General features: G+C 62.2%; 17 protein-coding genes. 7 read left to right on the forward strand and 10 right to left on the reverse strand.

The genetic code is table 11. The annotated features are described in order from the left end of the window. Window positions 1-5 precede the first annotated feature (5 nt). The 6 genes from BMW66_RS05395 to BMW66_RS05420 all read left to right on the forward strand — a co-directional run bounded on the left by BMW66_RS05395 (window position 6) and on the right by BMW66_RS05420 (window position 5,639). Window positions 6-1,082 (forward strand): ABC transporter substrate-binding protein, encoded by a 1,077-nt coding sequence (locus BMW66_RS05395; protein WP_245729370.1) that lies wholly within the window; start codon window positions 6-8, stop codon window positions 1,080-1,082. 62 nt (window positions 1,083-1,144) lie between these two features. Beyond that, complete coding sequence (locus tag BMW66_RS05400; RefSeq protein ID WP_093116227.1) at window positions 1,145-2,191, forward strand: ABC transporter ATP-binding protein; 1,047 nt, start codon at window positions 1,145-1,147, stop codon at window positions 2,189-2,191. Beyond that, window positions 2,188-3,042, forward strand: a complete 855-nt coding sequence (locus tag BMW66_RS05405) for an ABC transporter permease (protein WP_093116229.1) — start codon at window positions 2,188-2,190, stop codon at window positions 3,040-3,042. The genes BMW66_RS05400 and BMW66_RS05405 overlap by 4 nt, the downstream gene beginning before the upstream one ends. Next, window positions 3,039-3,839 (forward strand): ABC transporter permease, encoded by an 801-nt coding sequence (locus BMW66_RS05410; protein WP_093116231.1) that lies wholly within the window; start codon window positions 3,039-3,041, stop codon window positions 3,837-3,839. Before BMW66_RS05405 ends, BMW66_RS05410 begins: the two co-directional genes overlap by 4 nt. Next, a complete protein-coding gene (locus BMW66_RS05415; RefSeq protein WP_093116234.1) occupies window positions 3,832-4,863 on the forward strand; it encodes an alcohol dehydrogenase catalytic domain-containing protein in 1,032 nt (343 codons plus the stop codon). Before BMW66_RS05410 ends, BMW66_RS05415 begins: the two co-directional genes overlap by 8 nt. Further along, entirely contained in the window at window positions 4,860-5,639 is a 780-nt protein-coding gene (locus BMW66_RS05420; RefSeq protein ID WP_093116236.1) for a carbon-nitrogen hydrolase family protein, read from the forward strand. Before BMW66_RS05415 ends, BMW66_RS05420 begins: the two co-directional genes overlap by 4 nt. A gap of 12 nt (window positions 5,640-5,651) precedes the next feature. Here the strand turns inward: BMW66_RS05420 and BMW66_RS05425 are convergent, their stop codons facing one another. From BMW66_RS05425 to BMW66_RS05470, 9 genes are all read right to left on the reverse strand, one after another. Continuing rightward, window positions 5,652-6,548, reverse strand: a complete 897-nt coding sequence (locus BMW66_RS05425) for a LysR family transcriptional regulator (protein ID WP_093116238.1) — start codon at window positions 6,546-6,548, stop codon at window positions 5,652-5,654. A 473-nt stretch (window positions 6,549-7,021) separates the two neighbouring features. Beyond that, window positions 7,022-9,214 carry a putative bifunctional diguanylate cyclase/phosphodiesterase gene (locus tag BMW66_RS05435; RefSeq protein ID WP_093116242.1) on the reverse strand — a complete coding sequence of 731 codons (2,193 nt, stop codon included), beginning with the start codon at window positions 9,212-9,214 and terminating at the stop codon, window positions 7,022-7,024. 601 nt (window positions 9,215-9,815) lie between these two features. Next, window positions 9,816-11,210: a 2-amino-4-oxopentanoate thiolase subunit OrtB gene (gene ortB, locus BMW66_RS05440; RefSeq protein WP_093116244.1), complete on the reverse strand. Its 1,395-nt coding sequence runs from the start codon at window positions 11,208-11,210 to the stop codon at window positions 9,816-9,818. A 1-nt stretch (window position 11,211) separates the two neighbouring features. Continuing rightward, complete coding sequence (gene ortA / locus BMW66_RS05445; RefSeq protein ID WP_093116246.1) at window positions 11,212-11,523, reverse strand: 2-amino-4-oxopentanoate thiolase subunit OrtA; 312 nt, start codon at window positions 11,521-11,523, stop codon at window positions 11,212-11,214. A gap of 11 nt (window positions 11,524-11,534) precedes the next feature. Then, window positions 11,535-12,554 (reverse strand): NAD(P)-binding domain-containing protein, encoded by a 1,020-nt coding sequence (locus BMW66_RS05450; protein ID WP_093116248.1) that lies wholly within the window; start codon window positions 12,552-12,554, stop codon window positions 11,535-11,537. 26 nt (window positions 12,555-12,580) lie between these two features. Next, entirely contained in the window at window positions 12,581-13,864 is a 1,284-nt protein-coding gene (locus tag BMW66_RS05455) for a TRAP transporter large permease (protein WP_245729372.1), read from the reverse strand. Then, window positions 13,864-14,391, reverse strand: coding sequence for a TRAP transporter small permease (locus tag BMW66_RS05460; protein ID WP_093116250.1), 528 nt, complete (start codon window positions 14,389-14,391; stop codon window positions 13,864-13,866). The genes BMW66_RS05455 and BMW66_RS05460 overlap by 1 nt, the downstream gene beginning before the upstream one ends. 79 nt (window positions 14,392-14,470) lie before the next feature. After that, on the reverse strand, window positions 14,471-15,514 hold the full coding sequence (gene dctP, locus BMW66_RS05465; RefSeq protein WP_093116253.1) for a TRAP transporter substrate-binding protein DctP: 1,044 nt from the start codon (window positions 15,512-15,514) through the stop codon (window positions 14,471-14,473). A 289-nt stretch (window positions 15,515-15,803) separates the two neighbouring features. Next, window positions 15,804-16,691 carry a LysR family transcriptional regulator gene (locus BMW66_RS05470; RefSeq protein ID WP_093116255.1) on the reverse strand — a complete coding sequence of 296 codons (888 nt, stop codon included), beginning with the start codon at window positions 16,689-16,691 and terminating at the stop codon, window positions 15,804-15,806. A 121-nt stretch (window positions 16,692-16,812) separates the two neighbouring features. Between BMW66_RS05470 and BMW66_RS05475 the strand changes: the two genes are divergently transcribed. Continuing rightward, entirely contained in the window at window positions 16,813-18,297 is a 1,485-nt protein-coding gene (locus tag BMW66_RS05475) for a M81 family metallopeptidase (RefSeq protein ID WP_175483168.1), read from the forward strand. A gap of 740 nt (window positions 18,298-19,037) precedes the next feature. Here the strand turns inward: BMW66_RS05475 and BMW66_RS05480 are convergent. Further along, a complete protein-coding gene (locus BMW66_RS05480) occupies window positions 19,038-20,327 on the reverse strand; it encodes a TRAP transporter large permease (protein WP_093116259.1) in 1,290 nt (429 codons plus the stop codon). Between the last annotated feature and the right edge of the window lie 41 nt (window positions 20,328-20,368).

Genomic DNA, 20,368 nt, shown 5'->3' on the forward strand with positions numbered 1-20,368 from the left:
GGAGAATGAAAATGATGAAGAGACGCGACTTTCTTGCTTCGACCGGCGTGGCAGCGCTTGGAACACTTGCAGCGCCATCGATCCTGCTGGCACAGGGGCAAAGCCTCAAGGTAGGCACCTACGGCGGCTACTTTGAGGAAAGCTTCAAGACGCACATCTACCCGGACTTCACCGCAGCAACCGGTATCGAAGTCGATTCGATCGCCGAACCGACGGGGGAGGCGTGGCTTGTTCAGCTGCAACAGGCGGCACGCGCGGGTCAAGCCCCGGCCGATGTGTCCATGATGGCCCAGGTTGCCCGAATCCGCGGTGAGCGCGTGGGCCTTTGGGCCGAACTGGACCAGAGTGCGATGCCCAACGTGAAAAATCTGCCGGACCACTTCCTCCACGGGTATGAGGATGGGGGACTCTACGGCACCGGCGCCGTGGCATGGTACATCTCCCTCGTGACCAATACCGATGTCTATCCCGAGCCTCCCGAAAGCTGGACTGCCTTTTGGGATCCATCCAACGAGAATCGTCTCGGGCTGCTGGCGCTTGCCTCAAACTCATTCCTACTGGAAATCACGGCGCATTGCTATTTTGGCGGCACCGATATCCTTGCCACCGAAGACGGCGTACTCGAGGTCATGCACAAGCTGGCCGAAGTGAAGCCGAATGTCCGCCTGTGGTACCGCGACGAAGGCCAGTTCCAGCAGGCGCTGGAAACCGGTGAAATTCCGATGGGTCAGTATTATCACGACGTGACGGGTTTGGCTGCGGCCGACGGCAAGCCGGTTCGCTCGACCTTCCCGAAGGAGGGGGCGGTGCTCGATTCTGGCTCTTGGGTGGTGTCGAAAGCCTCCAATGCGCTGGAGGCAAGCCAGGTCTTCATCGACTACATGTCGCAGCCCGAAATCCAGTCGAAGCTGTCGCGTTTCGTCGGAACCGCCCCGACGATCCCCCGCGACATGACGGATTTGACGGACGAGGAATTCGCCGCCGTCTCCTCGGAACTGCCACCCATCCTGCCGCGCTATGACCTTTATGTCGAAAAGGCCGACTGGGTGAACCAGAAATGGTCTGAGCTCGTCACGGGGTAAGACACCGATGCCTGACCGGCCCGCACACCCTGCGGGCCGGTCACGATAAGAAGGATGCCCCCATGACAGAGCTGTCGCTGCGCCGCATGACCAAGCGCTTCGGGCGCTTGACTGCGGTTGAAGACGTCACCCTTGATATCCCGGACGGAACGTTCGTCTGCCTTCTGGGTCCGTCGGGGTGCGGCAAGACCACGCTTTTGCGCCTGCTTGCCGGTCTCGAAACGCCGACCGAGGGCCAGGTCATTGTCGCGGGTGAGGATCAGACGACGGTTCCGCCGGAAAAACGCGAATTCGGGATGGTATTCCAGTCGCTCGCGCTTTTCCCTCACCTGAGCGTCGCGGACAACATAGCCTACCCGCTCACGATCCGGGGGCGATCGAAGGCGGAAGTCCGGGAGCGGGTGGAGACACTGCTGGACCTTGTGCAACTCTCCGACCTCGGCGACCGGCGCATTCACCAGCTTTCCGGCGGCCAGCGGCAGCGGGTTGCCATCGCAAGGGGGCTTGCGATCGACCCAAGGGTGTTCCTTCTGGACGAGCCGCTGTCCGCGCTTGATGCGAATTTGCGCGAGCACATGCAGGTCGAATTGCGCCAGCTTCAACAGCGTCTTGGCGTCACCACGATCGTCGTGACCCATGATCAGAAAGAGGCGCTTACCATGGCCGATGTCGTGATCGTGATGAACGAGGGACGGGTTCAGCAGATCGGCTCGCCGATGGAGATCTACCGCGATCCCGCCAATGCCTTCGTCGCGGGTTTCATCGGGACGTCCAACCTGCTTCCCTGCACGCTCAACACTGACCGCAGCATCGAGGTTTTCGATTACCGGTTCGACGTGGAAGAGGAGGATCGTCTCAAGAGTGATCCCGGCGCCGGTCTCGTACTCTCGGTGCGGCCGGAAGATGTGCGGCTGGAGGCGCCAAGCACGGGTATCCCGGCGAAAGTCATCTTCATTCGTGACCTGGGCGAAAGCATCCAGTTCGTGCTCGATCAGGGCGACCATGAAATCTACGCGCTCTATGCGCCGAGCGCCCGGCCCGACATCGGTCTCGGCGAGGAGGTCGGAGTGACCTTCGCGCCGGGCAAGCGCGTGGTGTTCCCGGCATGAGCGGGATGCGTCAGAATTCCACGCCGGGCTGGCTTCCATTTGTGCCGGTGGCCTGGCTCCTCTTGTTCTTCCTCGTGCCCTTCGCCATCATGCTCACGGTAAGCGTAGCGCACCGGGTGCCGGGCGGATTTTACGAACCGGGTTTCGAGTTCGACAGCTACCTGCGCTTCTTCTCGGTGTTCTTCGGGCGCATTCTGTTGACATCGATCCTGATTTCGGCCGGCGCCGCCGTGATCTGCGTTCTGCTTGCCTTTCCCTTCACACTCAGCCTTGCGCGGATGAAGCAACGCGGGCAGACGATCGTGCTGGTGATACTGTTGTCGGTACTTTCGCTCTCCGAGGTCATCATTGGTTTCTCGCTGTCCACCTTGCTGTCGAAGACGGCGGGGGTCGGCAACCTGCTGGCCGCCCTCGGGTTCATCGAGGAATCCCGAGCCTATACGCCGAGCTTGTTCGCGCTGATGGCAGGCATGTGCTATCTTGCTCTGCCCTACTCGGTTCTCGTCCTCTACCCGCCCGTATCGCGCCTCGATCCGGAGCTGGGCGAGGCGGCCCGGATGATGGGCGCGAGCCCGTTTCAGACGTTCAGGACGGTCACGGTTCCGATGCTGCGCAAGCCTATGATGGGCGCGCTCATCCTCGTCTTCGTGTTCACGCTCGGCGTTTACCTGCTTCCGCAGGTTCTGGGCCAACCGCAGCACTGGACGTTGTCCGTTCACATCACCGACCAGGCGATATTCCAGTCGAACCTGCCCTTCGCCGCCGCCATGGCCGTGTTGCTGTTGCTTGTGTCGCTGGCGATGGTTGGACTCTCTCTGCTGCTCGGCCGTGACAAGGTGACTGACACATGACGCGCCACCTGCAAATTTTCTATGTGACCGTGATCCTGCTGCTGTTGGCCGCACCGATCGTCGTCGTGGCCGGGGTGTCCCTGAATGGCCAGCAAAGCCTGCGGTTTCCGCCGCAGGATCTCTCGCTGAAATGGTACGCAGAGCTTTTCCGCAACTCCGACTGGCTCGTGCCGTTGCGCAATTCCCTCATCATCGCCGCGGTTTCCAGCCTGCTGGCCGTCGCTATCGCGCTGCCCTTGGCGCTCCATGTCTGGTCGCGAAACAACCGGCTCGCACGCGCGCTCTACGTGTTGGGGGTTGCCCCATTCATGCTGCCGCCGGTCATTTCCGCGCTTGGATTTCTGGTGTTCTGGGTGTCGATCGGCATGTATGGCCAGATGACGGCCACGATCATCTCGCACGGCGTGTTTCTCGTCACCTTGCCGGTCGTCACGATAAGCCTCGGCCTGGCCGGGGTGGACACGTCTCTGGTTGAAGCGGCCCGGACCATGGGGGCGCGGCGCGGGCAGGTCCTGCGGACCGTCATTCTCCCGCTTCTGACGCCTTACATGATTTCGGGCTACGCCTTCGCCTTCGTCTTGTCGCTGAACGAATACATCATCGCCTACATGGTCGCCGGCTTCACCGTGGAGACCCTGCCTATCAAGATCTTCAACTCCCTGCGCTATGGCTACACGCCCATCATGGGCGTGGTCTCGGTGATCTTCGTGGGCCTCGCCGCGCTGGCCTTCGGCCTGATCGGGCGTTACGGGAACCTTCCGCGCCTTCTCGGGGCCGAAAGGGTCGGGAATGACTGAGCTTCCCGACACCATGCTGGCCGCGCTGTGCGACGCGCCGGGCAAGCCGTTGCGCCTGGACCGAGTTCCGGTGCCACGGCCCGGTAAGGGTGAATACCTTGTCAGGATGGAAGCCTGCGGGCTATGCCATTCCGACCTCCACGTTCAGCAGGGCGACGAGCCGATGCCGGATGAGGCCTTTCCGCTGATCCTTGGGCACGAAGGGGTGGGCCGTATCGTGGCTGGCGACGGGCCGCTCCCGATTGGGACGAGGGTCGGCCTGCCCTGGCTCTACCAGACATGCCTTGACTGCGACCCCTGCCTGCGCGGAAGGGAAACATTCTGTCCGGAGCAGAAGGCCCGCGGTCTCGATGCCCCGGGGGCGTTCGCGGAGTTCGCACTTCTCGATGGCCATTTCGCGACGCGCATCCCTGACGAACTTGATCCTGTCACCGCCGGCCCGCTCCTTTGTGCCGGGCTCACCGCCTGGTCGGCCCTGGCGCGTTGCGACGTGCGCCCCGGGCAGCAGCTTCTTGTTGTGGGTGCGGGTGGGCTTGGTCAGTACGCCATCGAGATTGCCCAGGCGCGGGGGCTGCGTGTCGCGGTCGTCGAACCCGATGAGCGCCGCCGGGCGGAGGCGCTTACGCTTGGCGCCAGTCTTGCCGTGCCACCCGGCGCCGCGCAGGAAATCCGCGCCTGGGGAGGCGCGGACATCACGCTCAACTTCGCCCCGACGCCCTCGGTCTGGGATCTGATCGCTGAGGCCGCCAATCCGCTGAGCCAGATCGTGGCGGTCGCGCTTGTCCATGACCCCGTGCCGCTTTCCATGATGTGGCTCATCAATGGCGGGCATCAGGTGATGGGCTCCTCGGTGGGCACGCGCGCGGACCTCCGCCAGTTTCTCGACTTCGCCAGGGATCACCGCTTCTCGGTCGATCACGAAGTGCTGCCTTTCGAGCGGATCGGTGAGGGCCTCGCACGCCTGGCGCAAGGTGATGTACGCGGGCGTATCGTGCTCGATTTCACGAACAGGGAGACAGGATGATGTTGAGATTGGCCATGTGGCAGGGAGAGGGCGTGCCAGACGACCGGGCGGCCACTTTGCAGGAAGTCGAACGCGTTCTTGCCGATGCCGTCGAAGCGGGCGCGGATCTCGTGGTGTTCCCGGAGGGCTACCTGACAGGTTACCATATTCCCGAGCTGAAAGCCGATGATCTGGCCGATGTCGAGGAGGCGCTGAATGCCGTCGGCCGGATCGCGGCCGAGAAGGCCGTGCCGGTCGTGATGGGCACGCATGTTGTTTCCGCCGAGGGGGTGCGCAACGCGGCTGTGGTCTTTTCCTCGTCCGGTGAGGAACTGGGGCGCTACTACAAGCGCCTGTTGTTCGGGGCGTGGGAAAAACAGACTTTCGTGCCCGGCAGCCACCCCACGCTCTTTGAGATCAGTGGCCTGCGCGTCGGCGTTCTGATCTGCTACGACGTCGAATTCCCCGAGCTTGTCCGTGAGCAGGCGCAGGCCGGCGCCGATCTCGTCGTCGTGCCAACCGCGCTCATGTCACCCCATGAGCGCGTCGCACGCCAGCTCGTGCCTGTCAGGTCCATGGAGAACCAGATCTTCCTCGGCTACGCGAACCGCACAGGCTCGGAATTCGGGCTCGATTTCGTCGGCCTGTCCTCGATCAACGGTCCCAACGGCGAAACGCTGGCCTCCGCCGGAACGGTGCCGAAGCTTCTGCTGGCCGATCTCGACCCCGGGCTCCTGCAACGCGAGCGCGCCGAGAACAGCTATCTGAAAGACCTTGAGCGGTTCAGGAACGGCTGACAGGGCAGGATTTCATTTGCATCTGTAGAGTGACAGGATCTCCTTGCGAAAGAGGTCGATCGTGGCGGGCCGCGGGCCTTTCCGGGTCACGAGGTTCATGGGCACGTCGAGATTGGGGCCGGTAAAGGGCAAGCGGCGCAGCTTGCCAGCCTTCACATGGGGGTGCGCCGCATGTTCCGGCAACAATCCCAGGAATGCGCCGCTCAGAACCAGCGCCATCTGTGCCTCAATCTCCTGAACGAAGGCATCCTTTTCCGAGAGGTGCCAGCCGCGCTGACGCCGCCTGCTCCAGTAGCGGCGATGAGCCCAGGCGAAGCCGGTGTAGTCGCAATCTGTGAGGCTACCGTCCGACTGATCGAACAGGACATGGGGCGAGCCACAGTAGAGCGCGTGGCGTTCGTGGTAGAGCGTCTGGTAATCCAGCCCGCTGACGAGGTTATCAAACCCGCCTATCCCCACGTCGAAGCTCCCGTCGAGTATGCCGCTCAGGATGTCCTGGGGGCGCTCGACCGTCAGTTCGACGCGAACGGCCGGGGCGGCTTCGACGAAGACCTTGATCGCCTCCGGCAGGCGGAATTCCGGATCACTGACGAGGCAATCGACGACGGCGATCTTGATGTACCCCACGAGGCTGCCCCGCAGTTCAGCCAGTTTGCTCTCGTGAGCGGCCATCGTGGCGAGCAGCGATTGGCTCATCTCATGAACGATCCGGCCCTTTTCCGTCAGCAGGAACCCGCGCCGCCCACGTTGGCAAAGCTTTACCCCCAGTCGCTCTTCCAAGGCGGTGATGTGATTGGATATGGTAGGCTGGCTGAGCCCAAGCTCGACCTGGGCTGCAGAGATGCCGCTGTTGCGAACGACGCTGTTGAAAACAGCAAGGAGATGCAGTTCAGTTCCGGTGATCTTCATCCCCACATAAGACCAAACAAGCCGTGTGCCTAACAAGCCAATAGTTAGAGGAGAGAATGGATGCCGTCCCTCTGTGATGCACTCCCGTTAGGCCAAAGCCATGGCGGCGTGTCCGTACCGCGACACGGATTCCGCCGGGCATGGCCCCGCCGCATTCGCGGCGTACCTCCCGGTCAAGAACTTCGACCTGGTCCTCGGCGGGCGGCCCGCACAAGTACTCGCCGCACAGATCCTGCTATCGGTCAGCAAGGATATCTTGGACGGCTGCAATCTAAGCTTGCGATCTGGTGCGGGGCCGTTACTGCGTCGGGAGGAATAAACCCCATGGCAACATGAAGAAATCTAACCTTTGGGAACGCGATATGCAGCAAGTTCAAAGCACCCGCTCTTCAGCGGGCCGACTGGGATCCACATAGTCAAATTGCAGAAGAAAGAACGCTCACCGATGGGCGCATTATCGTACGAGGCACGATTTACGAGATGGCGATGTGTCCCTCGGACATCGTCGAAGCGAATTGTTCAGAGTCCATCGGCCGGTGCAGCAGATACCCCTGAAACGTCCTGCAGCCCATCGCAGCGAGGCGGTCATGCTGCATCTCGGTCTCGACACCTTCGACGGTCACGGCAACGCCCATGGCACGGGCCAGTCCGAAGATTGCCTGCACCAGATGATCGGATTCTTCGTCCTGGCCGAGGCGCGCGACGAAGGATCGGTCGATCTTGATGGAATCGACCCGGTAGTCACGCAGGTATTGTAACGACGAGTCGCCGGTCGCAAAATCGTCCAGCGCGATGGTGATGCCGGCAGCGCGCAATTGCCCGATCTTCTCCCGGATGCCGACAGTCTTGTCCAGAAGCACCCGTTCGGTCAGTTCGAGTTCGAGGCGTGTCGGCGCAAGCCCGGTCGTGCGGAGCGTTTCGAGCACCATAGGGACAAATCCGGGATGCCTCAGTTGCATTGGTGACACGTTGACGGCGATCTTGCCAAGATTGGTGCCGACGGCAAAGCGACAGGCCGTTTCCAGCACCCATTGACCAAGCCGGTCGATCAACCCGCGTTCTTCGGCAACCCGGATGAAGATTTCGGGCGAAAGAGCCCCATGTTCCGGGTGATCCCAGCGGCAAAGTGCTTCGGCGCCCGTCACGCGGCCTTTCTCGTCGCAGATGGACTGGTAGACAAGGCTGAGGCCGGTTCCGGTGTCCAGCGCCGCGCGCAGATCGTTCTCGATCTGGTTCCGCTCATGCTCGACCTTGCCCATCTTCGACTCGAACAGAACGTAGCGGCCCCTTCCTTCGGTCTTGGCCCGGTAAAGCGCGATGTCCGCGCGGCGCATCAGGTCGTCCCGCTTGCTGTCGAGCGAACCGGCCCGCACCGCGCCGACGCTGGCCCCGATGCTCCCGGTATTTCCCAGCAGGTCATAGGGGCGCGACAGCTGTTCGACGATCCTCGCGCAGAAGCGGCGCAGGTCGTCGTCACCAGCCACGTCGCGCATGAGGATCATGAATTCGTCACCGCCGAACCGGGCGACGGTATCGCTCGCCCGGACCAGTTCGACCAGCCGACTGCCGACTTGACGGATCAATTCGTCCCCCGCCGGGTGACCGAGCGAGTCGTTGATCAGCTTGAACCTGTCAAGATCGATCGCGATCAGCGCCACAGGCTGGCCGCTGCGCGCCGTCGCATGCATGGCCTGCGTCAGACGATCCTGGAACAACTTGCGGTTCGGAAGACCGGTCAGCGCGTCATGATTTGCCAGGAATCGCGCCTGCGCTTCGCTGACATGCAACTGCCCCGACAGCCTCAGCAGACGATGTACCATCCACCACAGCAGGCCTACACCGGCCAGCACCGAAAACAGAAGAACCGGCAGCATCCGCATGAAAATCGCCGTGCCGGGTCGTTCCGGTTGCCAGGTCAGCCATGTGATCGCGGTGTCGTCGGCATCGGTCACGGGGACGCCTGTGAAACTGCCTTCGGGCGGAGCAGGTCCGAAAGCCACATCCCGAAGCTCGTTGGGCGTGCCGATCCGCCCCGCCAGATCCGCATCGATATATTGCACCGCGACATGCAGCGATTCCGTTCCAGCGGACTGAACGATATCGCCGGTGTCCGAAACGATGGGAACCACGCTGACGATGGCCGCCACGTCGTCGAACCGCAGGGCAGCCACGACCGACACATCGGCAAGCTCTTCATAGGGATTGTCAATCCCGAGGCTTGCTTCGGCCATCGCCGCGCGAAGCTGCGCCACAAGCGGAGCGATGCGGTCGGCCCGGTCCTCGTAGCGATCAAATGAGACCCGTTCGGTCTGGATCGAAGCGAAGTAGGGCACGCCCTCCGGATCGAGGATATAGGTTTCGTCATGACCGAAGTAACCTTGCACCCAGGCGCCGAGATTCCCGTCCATCCAGTCTGCATCACGGGCGCGTGTCCAGACAACGGAGTCATCCCAGATCGTGACGCTGCGCTGGTCGTTTGGCAGATCGGCGATTTCCTCGGCGAGGCTGCGTGCGGCGAACCGCTCCTGACGAGCGGACGAAGCGTCATCGGCAATCCTGATTGCGTTATAGCCGACAAACACCAAAGTCAGCAGCCCGGTGCCCAGCAGGACGACAAGCGAGGCGACAATCTGCTTCGAGAGCGATTTCTGCCTGTTCAACTCCATCGTGTCCGACCTCCTGGCATGCGTACCGTCCCCAAAACCGCCGGCCCCGATGTCGGGTCTTGGCCGGGGAGGATTACTCGCGCCGGTGTCGGTCGCGGTTTCTGTCGATTTCAGCGAGCCCGGGTGCCGAAGCTTTCGAATTCACCGAACGTCTCTCGAGTTTGAATCCGGATGGTTCTTCTTGGTCCGGCGCTATTCGTCGGAATAAAGCGAGATAGTACCGGAAGCTGCCGCCGTGCATCAGTGGTACGTGTGGCCCGTCCATATGGCCAGTCGTCGGGGTGTGTCCGGTTCAGCATGGCGGTCAAAGGACGTGGCATGCCGAAGCTTGACGGCCGGCAGTCCTTAAATATGAAGGTCATCGTAGATCGCCATAGCCGCCCGCTCGAAGGCCGGCCCGGAGCGACAGTACGGCTAGGTGATCGAAAAGCAACCGGTCGAGATCGAGCTATCAGACGGCTCAATGCTCTCTCACCGGCGGCCATCACTCCACGGGGCCTTCTGGACCATCGCATCTGGCACCAGCAACCCACGCCGACAAAGCGGGGATCCTGAGTTTTGCCAACCAAAACCACCTAACAGGACGCACCAAGGCTTCATGTTACAGAAGCCCGGTGATCTCGGTCGGCGACATCTGCGTTTCATCAGCCAAGAACTGAACGAGGGCGTCATCGCGGGCGTTATCCTCCACCATGGCCGCCGCCTTTTTCACAAGCCCCCGGCGCAGTTTGGTCATGTCCAAGTCCCGCACCTGGATGCGGCCTGGGCCATCAGGAATGATCACCGTCTGACCCGGAATTTCCGCCTCTGAATCGCCGCGCAGGATTTCGATTCCGCGGCTACGCGCAAAGCTCAGCTGAGCCGAGGGTTGCTTGCCCGCACCGGCATATTCGGTTTCCTGAACCACGATGGTCTGATCTGCGTCCATCTCTTGGCTCAGCGCGAAGGCGGCGGCGAGCGATACGTTGCCCGCCGGCCCCCGTTCCAACCCTTCCAGACGGGCCAACACCTCGGTCATGTAGAATACCTCACCCTGCTTCAGCAGCAGGTAGCGGTCCATATAGCGAAGCACTCGCGCGGCGTTGCGCGGCACGTCCGTCCGGTCCGGCCAGCCTGCAAAAGGAATGCCGAAGCCGGTATGCCCGGTGGTGAAATGCTTGCGGTTGAAATCGGTGTCGCTGGCCATGTGCAACCCGGTCAGGTTGACACTGGCACCTATGATCTGGGTGCGGTCCGCGCCCGCCTTGCGAAGGCCGCGCGCAGTACCGGTCAGATTGCCGCCGCCAGCATGGGTGCAGATCACCACGTCAGGGGCTGCCCCGGTGGCAGTCTGCATCTGCTCGACAATCTCGAAGCCCAGCGGCTCGACCCCGGCGATGGCGAATGGGGTATAGAGCGAGGCGTTGAAATAGCCTGTTTCCTCCAGTACACGCAGGAAACTGTAGAACAGCTCCGGACCTACCGAAAGCTGCATCACCTCGGCGCCGTAGATTTCGCAGGCGCGGCCCTTTTCAAGGATCTCGGGCTGGCCGATGCCGTGGCTGTCAAACACTTCCTGAACCACGACACAATCCAGGTTGCGCCGCGCGGCCTGACTGGCGACGGCGGCGCCATAATTGCCGCTGGTGGCCGTGACGACGCCCTTGAAGCCGGCCTGCTCGGCGTGATGCAGGCTGAGCGCCGCGCGCCGCGCCTTGTAGCTCCCCGATGGATTGGCTGCCTCATCCTTGACGAAGATGCGCGCGCCCTTGCCCTTGGAGGACAGGCTCCGGGCCAGCCGGGTGATCTGGCGCAGTTCGATCAGGGCGGTACTGCCGACACCTGCGCGAGCCTGAACCTGGCGGACCTCGTCAATGTCATAGGGCACAAGGCCCATCAGGGCCTCGTAGTCGAAGGTCACGGGATGCGCCATGAAGGGTGCATAATCAATGCCCAGAGAGGACAGCATGATCTCCCCCTTGCGAGCCATGACAGAAGCGTAATCGGTCTTGGTCATGTCAGTCCTCCTTTGGCATATCGCGCATCATCGCGACCAGTTCGTCGCCGGCGGCCAGCAATTCGGGAATTGCGCGGCCGAAATCATGGCCGTACTCGGGATTCTCCGCGATAAGTTCGCCGGTCTGTTCGCGACCCAGAACCGTGCGGACGCGCACCTGGTCACCGATTTCAGCGCTTTCCGTCACTTGCCAGCCCTTGACGCGCATCTCCAGCGGCACGGCACGGGTTTCGGCGGGCAAGGTCTTGGGGCGCTCATCGGGGCGTAGGATGATCTTGTGGATCTGAACCCAGTCTGCGGCATATGATGTCATGAAGGCTCCTTTCAGGCGGTCAGGGCGCGCGGGCTGTTGAGGGGCAGATCGGTCAGGTGGATCAGGCCCGGTGCCGTGCAGGCAAGGTATTCGATAGCGTTCACAGCCGCGGCTGCAGTGCCCGCGCCACCGCCGATTTCGGGGGCGATGACCATGTCTATGGCCTGATCCCCTGTGATGATGATGCGGTCCGACGTGGCCTGCGCCTCAAGATCTGGGCGGATCTGCTGGGGATGTTCCAGATGCAGCACCTCGCGCCCGTCGACAAAGGCTTTCATGCAGTGCAGGCAGCCAGCGACCTGTCCGGTGGTGATCGTCAAATGGTCCGTCGCGCGCGTCACTGTCGACATGATTGGCGTACGGGTTTCTTCCACGCGGTCGATTTTCCAGCCCAGATGGCGGGCGATCAGGGCAACGGATTGGTCAAACCCCACATGGCCTACGACACGGCCATCGGCGACGGCGCTGTGAAACTCATCCGGGCTCAGTCCCACGCCCTGCCCAGTCAGCACGGTGGGACCGAAATCGGACAGGTCGTTTGTGCGCGTCGCGAGGATGTAATCCACCCGCCCGCACGGCACCGTCAACGCCAGCACCAGCATGTCCATTGCAAAACCGGGATTGACCCCGGTGCCCAACAGTCGCACGCCGTGCTGTGCAGCGATCCGGTTCAGCCGGTCTGCCGTCTCCGGGCTGGCCGCGGCCGGAAAAGTCATTTCCTCGGCAATCGAGATCACGTCGTGACCCTGCTCAAGACAATGCGCGATCGGTCCTGCAACCTGTGCCAGAAAGGACGATGTGGCCTGCAGCACGACCGCGCCGGTGGTGGCGGCAAGGACGGAGGCGGCATCATCGCTGACGGTCGCGTCACACGTCCCCTTGGGCAGGCCCAAGACGCGGCTGAGCGGCTGTCCCGCCTTGGCGCGGTCCAGATCAATTGCCCCGGCGATACGATAGCCGCGCTCCAGCGCCAGCCGTGCAATGCGCTGGCCCATGGACCCCAGACCATAGAGGATGACCTCCCGCGTCATTTGCATGTCTCCTTGTGCATTTGTGGTCAGTCGAGGCCCAGAAGGCGCGGCAGGGTCAGCGATAGGGCCGGGAAAACCACCACCAGCAACAGCACCGCCAGCTCCACCAGCATGAAGGGCAGGATCGCTTTTGCCACCGCCTCGAACCGAACATTGCCGACCGAGGAGGCCACGAACAGGCACGCCCCGAGCGGCGGGGTGATGAGCGCGATATTCAGGTTCACCACCATGATGATCCCAAAATGCAGCGGATCCACCCCCATCGACACGGCAATCGGATGCAGGATCGGGCCGAGAATGATCAGCACGGCTGTCATCTCCATGAACATGCCGATCAGCAGCAGCGCAAAGGTGACAACCAGAAGTAATATCAGCGGGTCACTGCTGATCCCCCCGAGAAAATTGGCCAGATCGCGTGGCACGCCTTCCTTGGCAAGCACCCATCCCAGGATGGAGGCTGCCGCAAGGATAATGAAGACCGCCCCCGAGGCGCGCACCATCTCGTAGAGGACATCCCACAGATCGCGCAGGTTGAAATTGCGGTAAACCAGAACCCCCACCGCCAGCGCATAGACCACGGCCACCGCTGCTGCCTCGGTCGGGGTGAACACACCACCCAGGATGCCGCCCAAGATGATCAGCGGCATCATCAGCGGCAGGATCGCCCGTTTCAGCGCCACACGCACCGGCGGCACCTCGCGGTCCAGCGTCGCGATGGGTAGATCCTCCTTGCGCGCGCGCCAGGCGACATAGGACATGAGCGCCACCGACATCATTATCCCGGGCAGGATCCCGGCGGCGAAAAGCCCCGCAATGGACACCTGCATCAGTGATCCGTAAATAACCATGATGATGGAAGGCGGAATGATCGGACCGATCACCGACGAGGCCGCTGTCACCGCCGCGGCAAAGGGACGGCGATAGCCCTGATCGGCCATCGCCGGGATCATCATACGCCCGATCGCCGCCGTATCGGCCACCGCTGCGCCGGTCAGCCCGGCGAAAAGCACCGACACCAGTATATTCACATGCGCCAGAGCCCCGCGTACCCGTCCGACCAGCGCATTGGCCAGATCGATCAGCCGGTCGGTGATCTGGATGCGGTTCATTATATCGCCCGCCAGGATGAAGAAGGGCATCGCCATCAGCGAGAACATGTCGATTCCGGAAAACAGCCGCATCGGCACCAGACGAAGCAGGCTGGGACCGTCAGGCTGGGTCAGAGCGATCAGGCCGATGATTCCGATGGAGAAGGCCAGCGGCGTACCCAGAAGGACAAGGAGCGCAAAGGCCGCCAGAAGGATCAGCATCAGATCGCCCCGCCGCCGGGCAGGTGATCGCCCGTCTTCTCGGCATCGAGCAGGCGCAGCGCGGTGTGCAGGACATGCTGCACAAGGATCAGCGCCCCCGCCACCGGCACCGATGCCAGCGGCCAGAACATCGACAGGCCCAGTGCCGGCGACATCTGGTTGCTGCCGCGCAGGGCGGCGGCCCATCCCTCGACGGTCATCACCCACAGAAACCACGCGACCGCCAGCGCCACCAGCAGGTCGCCCGCATGGCGCAGAAGGCGGGGCAGACGGGTGCGCACCACGTCAATCGCAATATGGTCGCCATGGCGCAGCGCGACCGACGCGCCAACAAGTCCGATCCAGATCATCAGATAGCGCGCCGATGTTTCGGACCAGATCAGCGGCGCATTGAAGACATAGCGAGCAACCGTGCCGGCGATCACGATCGCCACCATAAGGAATCCTGCAGCAACAAGCGGTATAGCGACGGCGATGTTGACCGCCTTCGAGATCCGCCAAAGTCCTGTCACGATCCGGGATTTCATGGTGCCGCTATCCTTTGCCCTGAATGGCCGGGACCGCGATGGTTATCCCACGCGATCCCGGAAACTTGTCCCTGCGCGCTCAGTCCGCGTAAAGGTCTTTCTCAGCGGTCTTGACCGCCTCTTGCAAATCCTTGCCCAAGGCCACGGCCTCGGCGCCGAACTCGGCCTCCATCGTGGCGGTGACGGCCGGAATGGCAATGTTGCGGAAGGCGGCCAGTTCATCGGCTGAAGGTGCATAAACCTCGATGCCGGCATTCTTGAGGAACTCGTTGCCGAACTGTGTCGCACGCAGGGCCATCTTGGCGCCGCGTCCTGCCACCTTTGCGCTTTCGGCCCCGGTGGTGAAGATTCGCTTTTGTTCGGGCGTCAGACTGGACAGGAAGTCCTCGGACGTGACCCACCAATCGGCCCCGTAGAGGTGATTTGTGATGGTCGCATAGCTCTGGACCTCCTGCAGGTTGCCGATGGCAATGATCGGCACCGGATTGTGCTGTGCGTCGACCACGCCGGTCTCCAGCGCGCCGTAGAGCTCATCCCATGGCACCGGCGTTGCGGCGGCGCCCAGTGCATCCATCAACGCAACATGGCTGGGGACTGACATGGTGCGGACCTTCAAACCCTTCATGTCCTCGGGCGTTTTGACCGCGCGGGTGCCATTGGTGAAGACATAGAAATCCCCTGCCGTCACCGCCAGCAGCCTCAGGCCCGTCGCAGCGGACAATTCGTCGGACAGGGTCTGCCCGAACGGGCCGTCGAACACTCGCTCGGCCACGACTTCATTGGGGAACACGAAAGGCAGTTCCAGCCCGTTGATCGCCGGGTAGAACTGTGCCAGCCCGCCGATGGAGGCGATGTTGACCTGGATAATCCCAGCCTGCGTCAGTTCCATCCGCTCGCGTTGATTACCCAACGCACTGGAAGCCTGTATATCCACGGCCATATCCCCGTTGGACAGGCTTTCGACGATGCTTTTGAACACGGTTGCGGACATATGCGCCGCAGAGGTTGCGGTATCTGCGGGTTCTTCATGGGCGAGAGTGATCGTCACGCTCTGCGCCCAGGCCGGAACCGCTACGATGGCGGTGAGGGCCGTTGCGAAAAAGGCGGATGCAATGGTCTTCATGAACTATTCTCCTGTCAGTACCGGCGCATGTCGTGCGCGCCATTTTTTCTTGAGCGGGAACCGCACCAAACTTCCGACACCCGGCAAAGTCACCCCTGATCTCGCCGTGAGAGTTCAATGGATAGCGTTCAGAAACAAGCAAGAGTTTGGCACACCGGTTTGCCGAAACAAGAACGCTGGAGCGGTGGGTGACCCACCAGAGACACCCCGCATCAAGGATGAAGCGCAACATCGAATCGCTGCCTGCGCCGGGCCAAGGGTCCCAACGCCGCGGTCGCCCTGAACCGCGTCAGAAAGGGGCGGTTTCCATGATGCGGGACAGGATGGTGCAAAACCGGCGCGTCACCGGCGGCAGGTTGCGATGCCGCCGGGCGACAAGCGAGATGGTCGCGTTCTTAAGCGGCGCATCGCGCAGCGACCGGGCCACGAGCGCGCCCGCGCCCAGCTGGTCATGGATGCAACACATCGGCAGTAGCGAGATCCCCTGCCCCTCTTTCGCAAAACCCACCAGGCCATAAACCGAATCGCATTTCAGCGCGGGGTCCAGCGCGACACCGGCCCGGTCGATCACATCGCGGATACCATAGATGCTGTCGGGGGGCATCGCGATCGGCAGATGCGCGATATCGGCCAGTCCCAACGTGCCGTCGGGCAGGGCGTATCCCGGTGCCACCACCGCATAAAGCGGCGCGGGCGTCTGTGTGACGACCGCGACATCGCGATGCGCGGGCGGATCGAAGGCAAGACCGAGATCCGCCTCATCGGCCGCTACCGCGCGCATGACGGCAGTGCTGCCCGCGCGCACCACCGACAATTTGACATCCTTCGAATTGGGTCGGAATTCCACGATGGCGGGCGTGATCAGCCCGCTGATCGTTCCCTCGACACAGGAGATGCGGATGGCGCCGCGCCGCAGGTCTCGCAGGGCCTCGATCTCACCCATGGCAAAGGCTTCGTCGCGCCTGACGCGGCGGGCGTGATCCATGAAAATCCCCCCCGCGTCAGTCAGGCGCAATCCGCGCGCGTGACGCTCGAACAGCGGCACGCCCAGATCCTCCTCCAGCCCGGTGATGCGCCGACTGACGGCAGAGGCTGCGATATTCAGCTTTTCCGATGCCTTGCGGATCGACCCTTCGGCCGCCACGATCAGGAAACAGTTCAGGTTGGGATCAAGCACCGATTACGTCCGTTCGAATTTCCAAGTTGCATCCCGCGGCAGGCTCGTATTAGAACCGGGGCACTCCGACGACCCTGCAAACTTATCCTTGCACAACTTTGCGACTTGCGAGGATTCAAAAATGGCGTTCAGGGTACTTCTCGGGCAGTTTATGCACGAGACCAACACCTTCTGCAAAAGAGTAACCGACGAGGACGCCTTTCGCGCCTTCTACTGCCACGAGGACGATGACGTGCTGTCCGCCTTGGCCGACACCGCCAACGAGGTAGGCGGCTTTGTGGATATCGCGCGCGCACGCGGCTGGACGCTGATCCCGACGGTGGCCACATTCGCCACCCCGGGCGGCATGGTCACGGACCGCGCCTGGGACGCCTTCGCCGGCCGCATCTTGGACACAGCGCGCCGTCAGGACCCGTTTGACGGGGTGGTCCTGTCCCTGCATGGCGCGATGGTCCGACGGGACGGCACGGATGGCGACGCCGCACTGGTGTCCAGGCTGCGCGACATTCTCGGGCCGGATGTGCCCATCGCCGTGACTCTGGATCTGCATGCCAACCTGGCCCCGGTCCTGTGTGATGACGCGGAAATCGTCATGTCCTACAAGACCTTTCCGCATGTCGACATGCGCCAGACCGGACGCAAGGCCGCGCTGGCTCTTCAGCGTCGGATGCAGGACCGGATGGCCGTGGCCACAACCATTCGCAAACTGCCCATGCTAACTCTGCCGGAAGGCGGCCGCACCGACAGCGAGCCGATGCTGGGGTTGATGGCGCTGGCCGCAAGACTGGAATCGGACAATGCCAATTTGCTGGACATCTCCATCAATGCCGGGTTCTCGCTGGCCGACGTTCCGGAAATCGGTCCGACCGTCACCGTTTGCCACAGCGGCGCGCAAATGGCGGCAGAGGCGGCGGCCGATCAGGTGGCCAAAGCGATGTGGGACGCACGCAATGCCCCCGCCGAAGAGATGCTGACGCCTCCCGAGGCAGCACAACTTGCCCGGTCGCATGACGCGGCAGAGCCGCTCGTTCTGGCCGATCCTTCCGACAATCCCGGCGACGGCGCCTATGGCGACACGACCAGCCTGCTGGCGGAACTGATCAACGGTGGCGGCGACAATATTCTGTTCGGCGCATTATGCGATCCCGCCTCCGTACACGCTGCGCAGCAGGCCGGAGCGGGGCAGACGGCGCAGATTTCACTGGGCGGGCATTTCGACGCCGGGTTCGGCGGCGGCCCCCTGCCTACCTCGGCGCTGGTTCTGGCATTGGGGGATGGGCGCTATGTATGCGACAGTCCGATGTGGAACGGCGTAGCACAGTCCTGCGGGCCGTCCGCCTTGCTGCGCATCGCGGGCGTTGACGTTCTGGTGACATGTGCCGCCACGCAGGCGCTGGACATGAACATCTTTCGCGCCTTGGGAGTCGAGCCGTTGCACAAGCGGGTGATCGCGTTGAAGTCTACCCAGCATTTCCGCGCCGCCTACGCGCCGGTCGCACATCGCATCGCGCTGGTAGATGGCGGGGGATTGGCAAGTCCACGTCTTGATCGGCTGGAATTCAAGCATATTCCGCGCCCGATCTTTCCGTTCGATCCGGTGCCATGAACAACTGCCGCAGCGACGACAAAAACCTGACTTGGCCATCATCTGATGCTCTTCGCGAGCCAGAATTCAGGACACAAAAACCGCCCTATTGGGTGGTTTCAAGCTTCGATCATGACCAATTGGGACCGCAGCCCTATTATGTTAAGTTGACAGACCGGCCTCGAGGTCTCCGACCCGGCAGAAATCCACGCCGATCTCGGACTTCGCCACCACAGGGCAAACGCCGTGCCGTTTCAGCCGACCGATCACCTCCCCAATCTGGAAGTCATGCTTTTCAGCGATCCTCGCCGGATGGATGAACCGAGATTTGAAATCGGTCGAACCGAGGGATACGCTGATCCCTCGTCATGAACATCTCCTTCTTCCCAAACTTGGGAGGTTACAGGAAATGTCCCCCGAGTAACGGCATATCGACATACGATAGCTTCGGCCGTGGCCAATGCGCTTGTGGACAGGTTACCTTTGGCGCCGGGCCCATAGGAGCAGCCGCCCAGCCCCCCGACCGTGCTGTCAAAAGTGCGCAGACCGAGTTCCAGCGCGACCGGCACATTGCCAAGCGCCTGCCCGCCGGTGTTGTGAGAATACCCGGTGAGGCGCTCGGACGGGAGTGTTCGGGCCAAGGCTGCTCTGTAAAATGCTAATCTGTCTTCGGTCTCCATGTGGTCGGTGCACAACCGGCACCTGCCCTCTCGATGAAAGGGACAGGATCTGCGCTAAAAGTCGGGTAGTCCGCTCCGGTGTCAGCGGGCCATCAGGTCCGGTAGAAACAGCGTGATCTGCGGAAAGGACAGCAACAGGATCAACACGACAATCTCCATGCCAAGAAAGGGCAGAATCCCACGAAAGATTGTGCCGAGCGGCACACGCGTCTGGGCCGCCGCCACATAAGCGTTCAGGCCCAGAGGCGGCGTCAACAGTCCGATCTCGACGGTCTTGGTCACGACAATGCCGAACCAAACGGGATCGTAATCCAGCGCCATCGCCGTGGGAAAGGCCAGCGGCATGGCGAGCGACAGAATCGCAAGCTGATCCATAAACATGCCCATCACCAACAGTACGAGAATGATGATCCCCATGATGACCTCGCGCCGCATTTCGGTCGTTGCGACGAATTCCAACATGCTGTGCGTGATGCGCGTGAAAGCCAAGTAATTCGAGAAGATTGCGGAACAGGCAACAATGGCAACGATCATCACTGTGGCGCGGATCGCTCCACTGACGGATCTGTTGAATTGAACGAAGCTCAACGTTCGCTGAAACAGGACTATCAGCAACGACCCCATGACGCCCAACGCAGCCGCCTCCGACGGTGAGGCAAGACCGCCATAGATCGCGCCAATCACCGCCACCAGTAACAATACCATCGGAATGACGTGGCGGCTTTCCTTGACCGCCTTCTTCAAGGCGAACGGCTCCCCCTTGGGTGCCTGATCGGTGGTTTGGGCGATGATCTTAATCACTACGGCGAGGCCGGACGCAGTCAGGAGGCCGGGAATGATCCCGGCGATAAATAGCTTGCCGATCGAAGTCTCGGTCAGCACGCCGTAGACCACCAGTACGATCGATGGCGGCACGACCACGGCCAGCGTTCCGCCGACGCTGACCACCGCCGCCGCGAGACGATCAGAATACCGGTGCGCCCGCATCTCGGGAAAGGCCGAGGCCGACATGGCCGCGGTCGAGGCCGTGGAACTGCCCACCAATGCCGCCAGGATGACGGACGCGGCGACCGTCGCCATGGCCAGTCCACCCTTGACGTGGCCGATCCACGATTGACAGGCAATGATGGCGCGCCGCGTAACATCCCCTGCGGTCAGCAACTCGGCCATGAGGATGAAGAGCGGAATTGCAACCAAGATGAAAGAGGCAGAAGTGTCAAAGAAGGTCCGCTCGAGCACCGCAAGGGCCGGGCGCGCGCCCAGTTGCGCGACAATGCCGACGGTTCCGGCGATCCCCATCGCAAAGGCAATGGGAACCCTGAAGGTCATGAGAACAGCCAACAGAACGACTATGGCAATAAATGTTAGCATTTAAGGTCCGCGCATTTTCAGGGGTGTGAGACAGCCGCCGC

Source organism: Salinihabitans flavidus (genome assembly GCF_900110425.1).
Taxonomy (GTDB): domain Bacteria; phylum Pseudomonadota; class Alphaproteobacteria; order Rhodobacterales; family Rhodobacteraceae; genus Salinihabitans; species Salinihabitans flavidus.

Excerpts from the sequence above, each read along its gene's own strand:
- BMW66_RS05395 (WP_245729370.1), top strand. The coding sequence starts at position 6 with ATGAAAATGATGAAGAGACGCGACTTTCTTGCTTCGACCGGCGTGGCA.
- BMW66_RS05400 (WP_093116227.1), top strand. The coding sequence starts at position 1,145 with ATGACAGAGCTGTCGCTGCGCCGCATGACCAAGCGCTTCGGGCGCTTG.
- BMW66_RS05405 (WP_093116229.1), top strand. The coding sequence starts at position 2,188 with ATGAGCGGGATGCGTCAGAATTCCACGCCGGGCTGGCTTCCATTTGTG.
- BMW66_RS05410 (WP_093116231.1), top strand. The coding sequence starts at position 3,039 with ATGACGCGCCACCTGCAAATTTTCTATGTGACCGTGATCCTGCTGCTG.
- BMW66_RS05415 (WP_093116234.1), top strand. The coding sequence starts at position 3,832 with ATGACTGAGCTTCCCGACACCATGCTGGCCGCGCTGTGCGACGCGCCG.
- BMW66_RS05420 (WP_093116236.1), top strand. The coding sequence starts at position 4,860 with ATGATGTTGAGATTGGCCATGTGGCAGGGAGAGGGCGTGCCAGACGAC.
- BMW66_RS05425 (WP_093116238.1), bottom strand. The coding sequence starts at position 6,548 with ATGAAGATCACCGGAACTGAACTGCATCTCCTTGCTGTTTTCAACAGC.
- BMW66_RS05435 (WP_093116242.1), bottom strand. The coding sequence starts at position 9,214 with ATGGAGTTGAACAGGCAGAAATCGCTCTCGAAGCAGATTGTCGCCTCG.
- ortB (WP_093116244.1), bottom strand. The coding sequence starts at position 11,210 with ATGACCAAGACCGATTACGCTTCTGTCATGGCTCGCAAGGGGGAGATC.
- ortA (WP_093116246.1), bottom strand. The coding sequence starts at position 11,523 with ATGACATCATATGCCGCAGACTGGGTTCAGATCCACAAGATCATCCTA.
- BMW66_RS05450 (WP_093116248.1), bottom strand. The coding sequence starts at position 12,554 with ATGACGCGGGAGGTCATCCTCTATGGTCTGGGGTCCATGGGCCAGCGC.
- BMW66_RS05455 (WP_245729372.1), bottom strand. The coding sequence starts at position 13,864 with ATGCTGATCCTTCTGGCGGCCTTTGCGCTCCTTGTCCTTCTGGGTACG.
- BMW66_RS05460 (WP_093116250.1), bottom strand. The coding sequence starts at position 14,391 with ATGAAATCCCGGATCGTGACAGGACTTTGGCGGATCTCGAAGGCGGTC.
- dctP (WP_093116253.1), bottom strand. The coding sequence starts at position 15,514 with ATGAAGACCATTGCATCCGCCTTTTTCGCAACGGCCCTCACCGCCATC.
- BMW66_RS05475 (WP_175483168.1), top strand. The coding sequence starts at position 16,813 with ATGGCGTTCAGGGTACTTCTCGGGCAGTTTATGCACGAGACCAACACC.
- BMW66_RS05480 (WP_093116259.1), bottom strand. The coding sequence starts at position 20,327 with ATGCTAACATTTATTGCCATAGTCGTTCTGTTGGCTGTTCTCATGACC.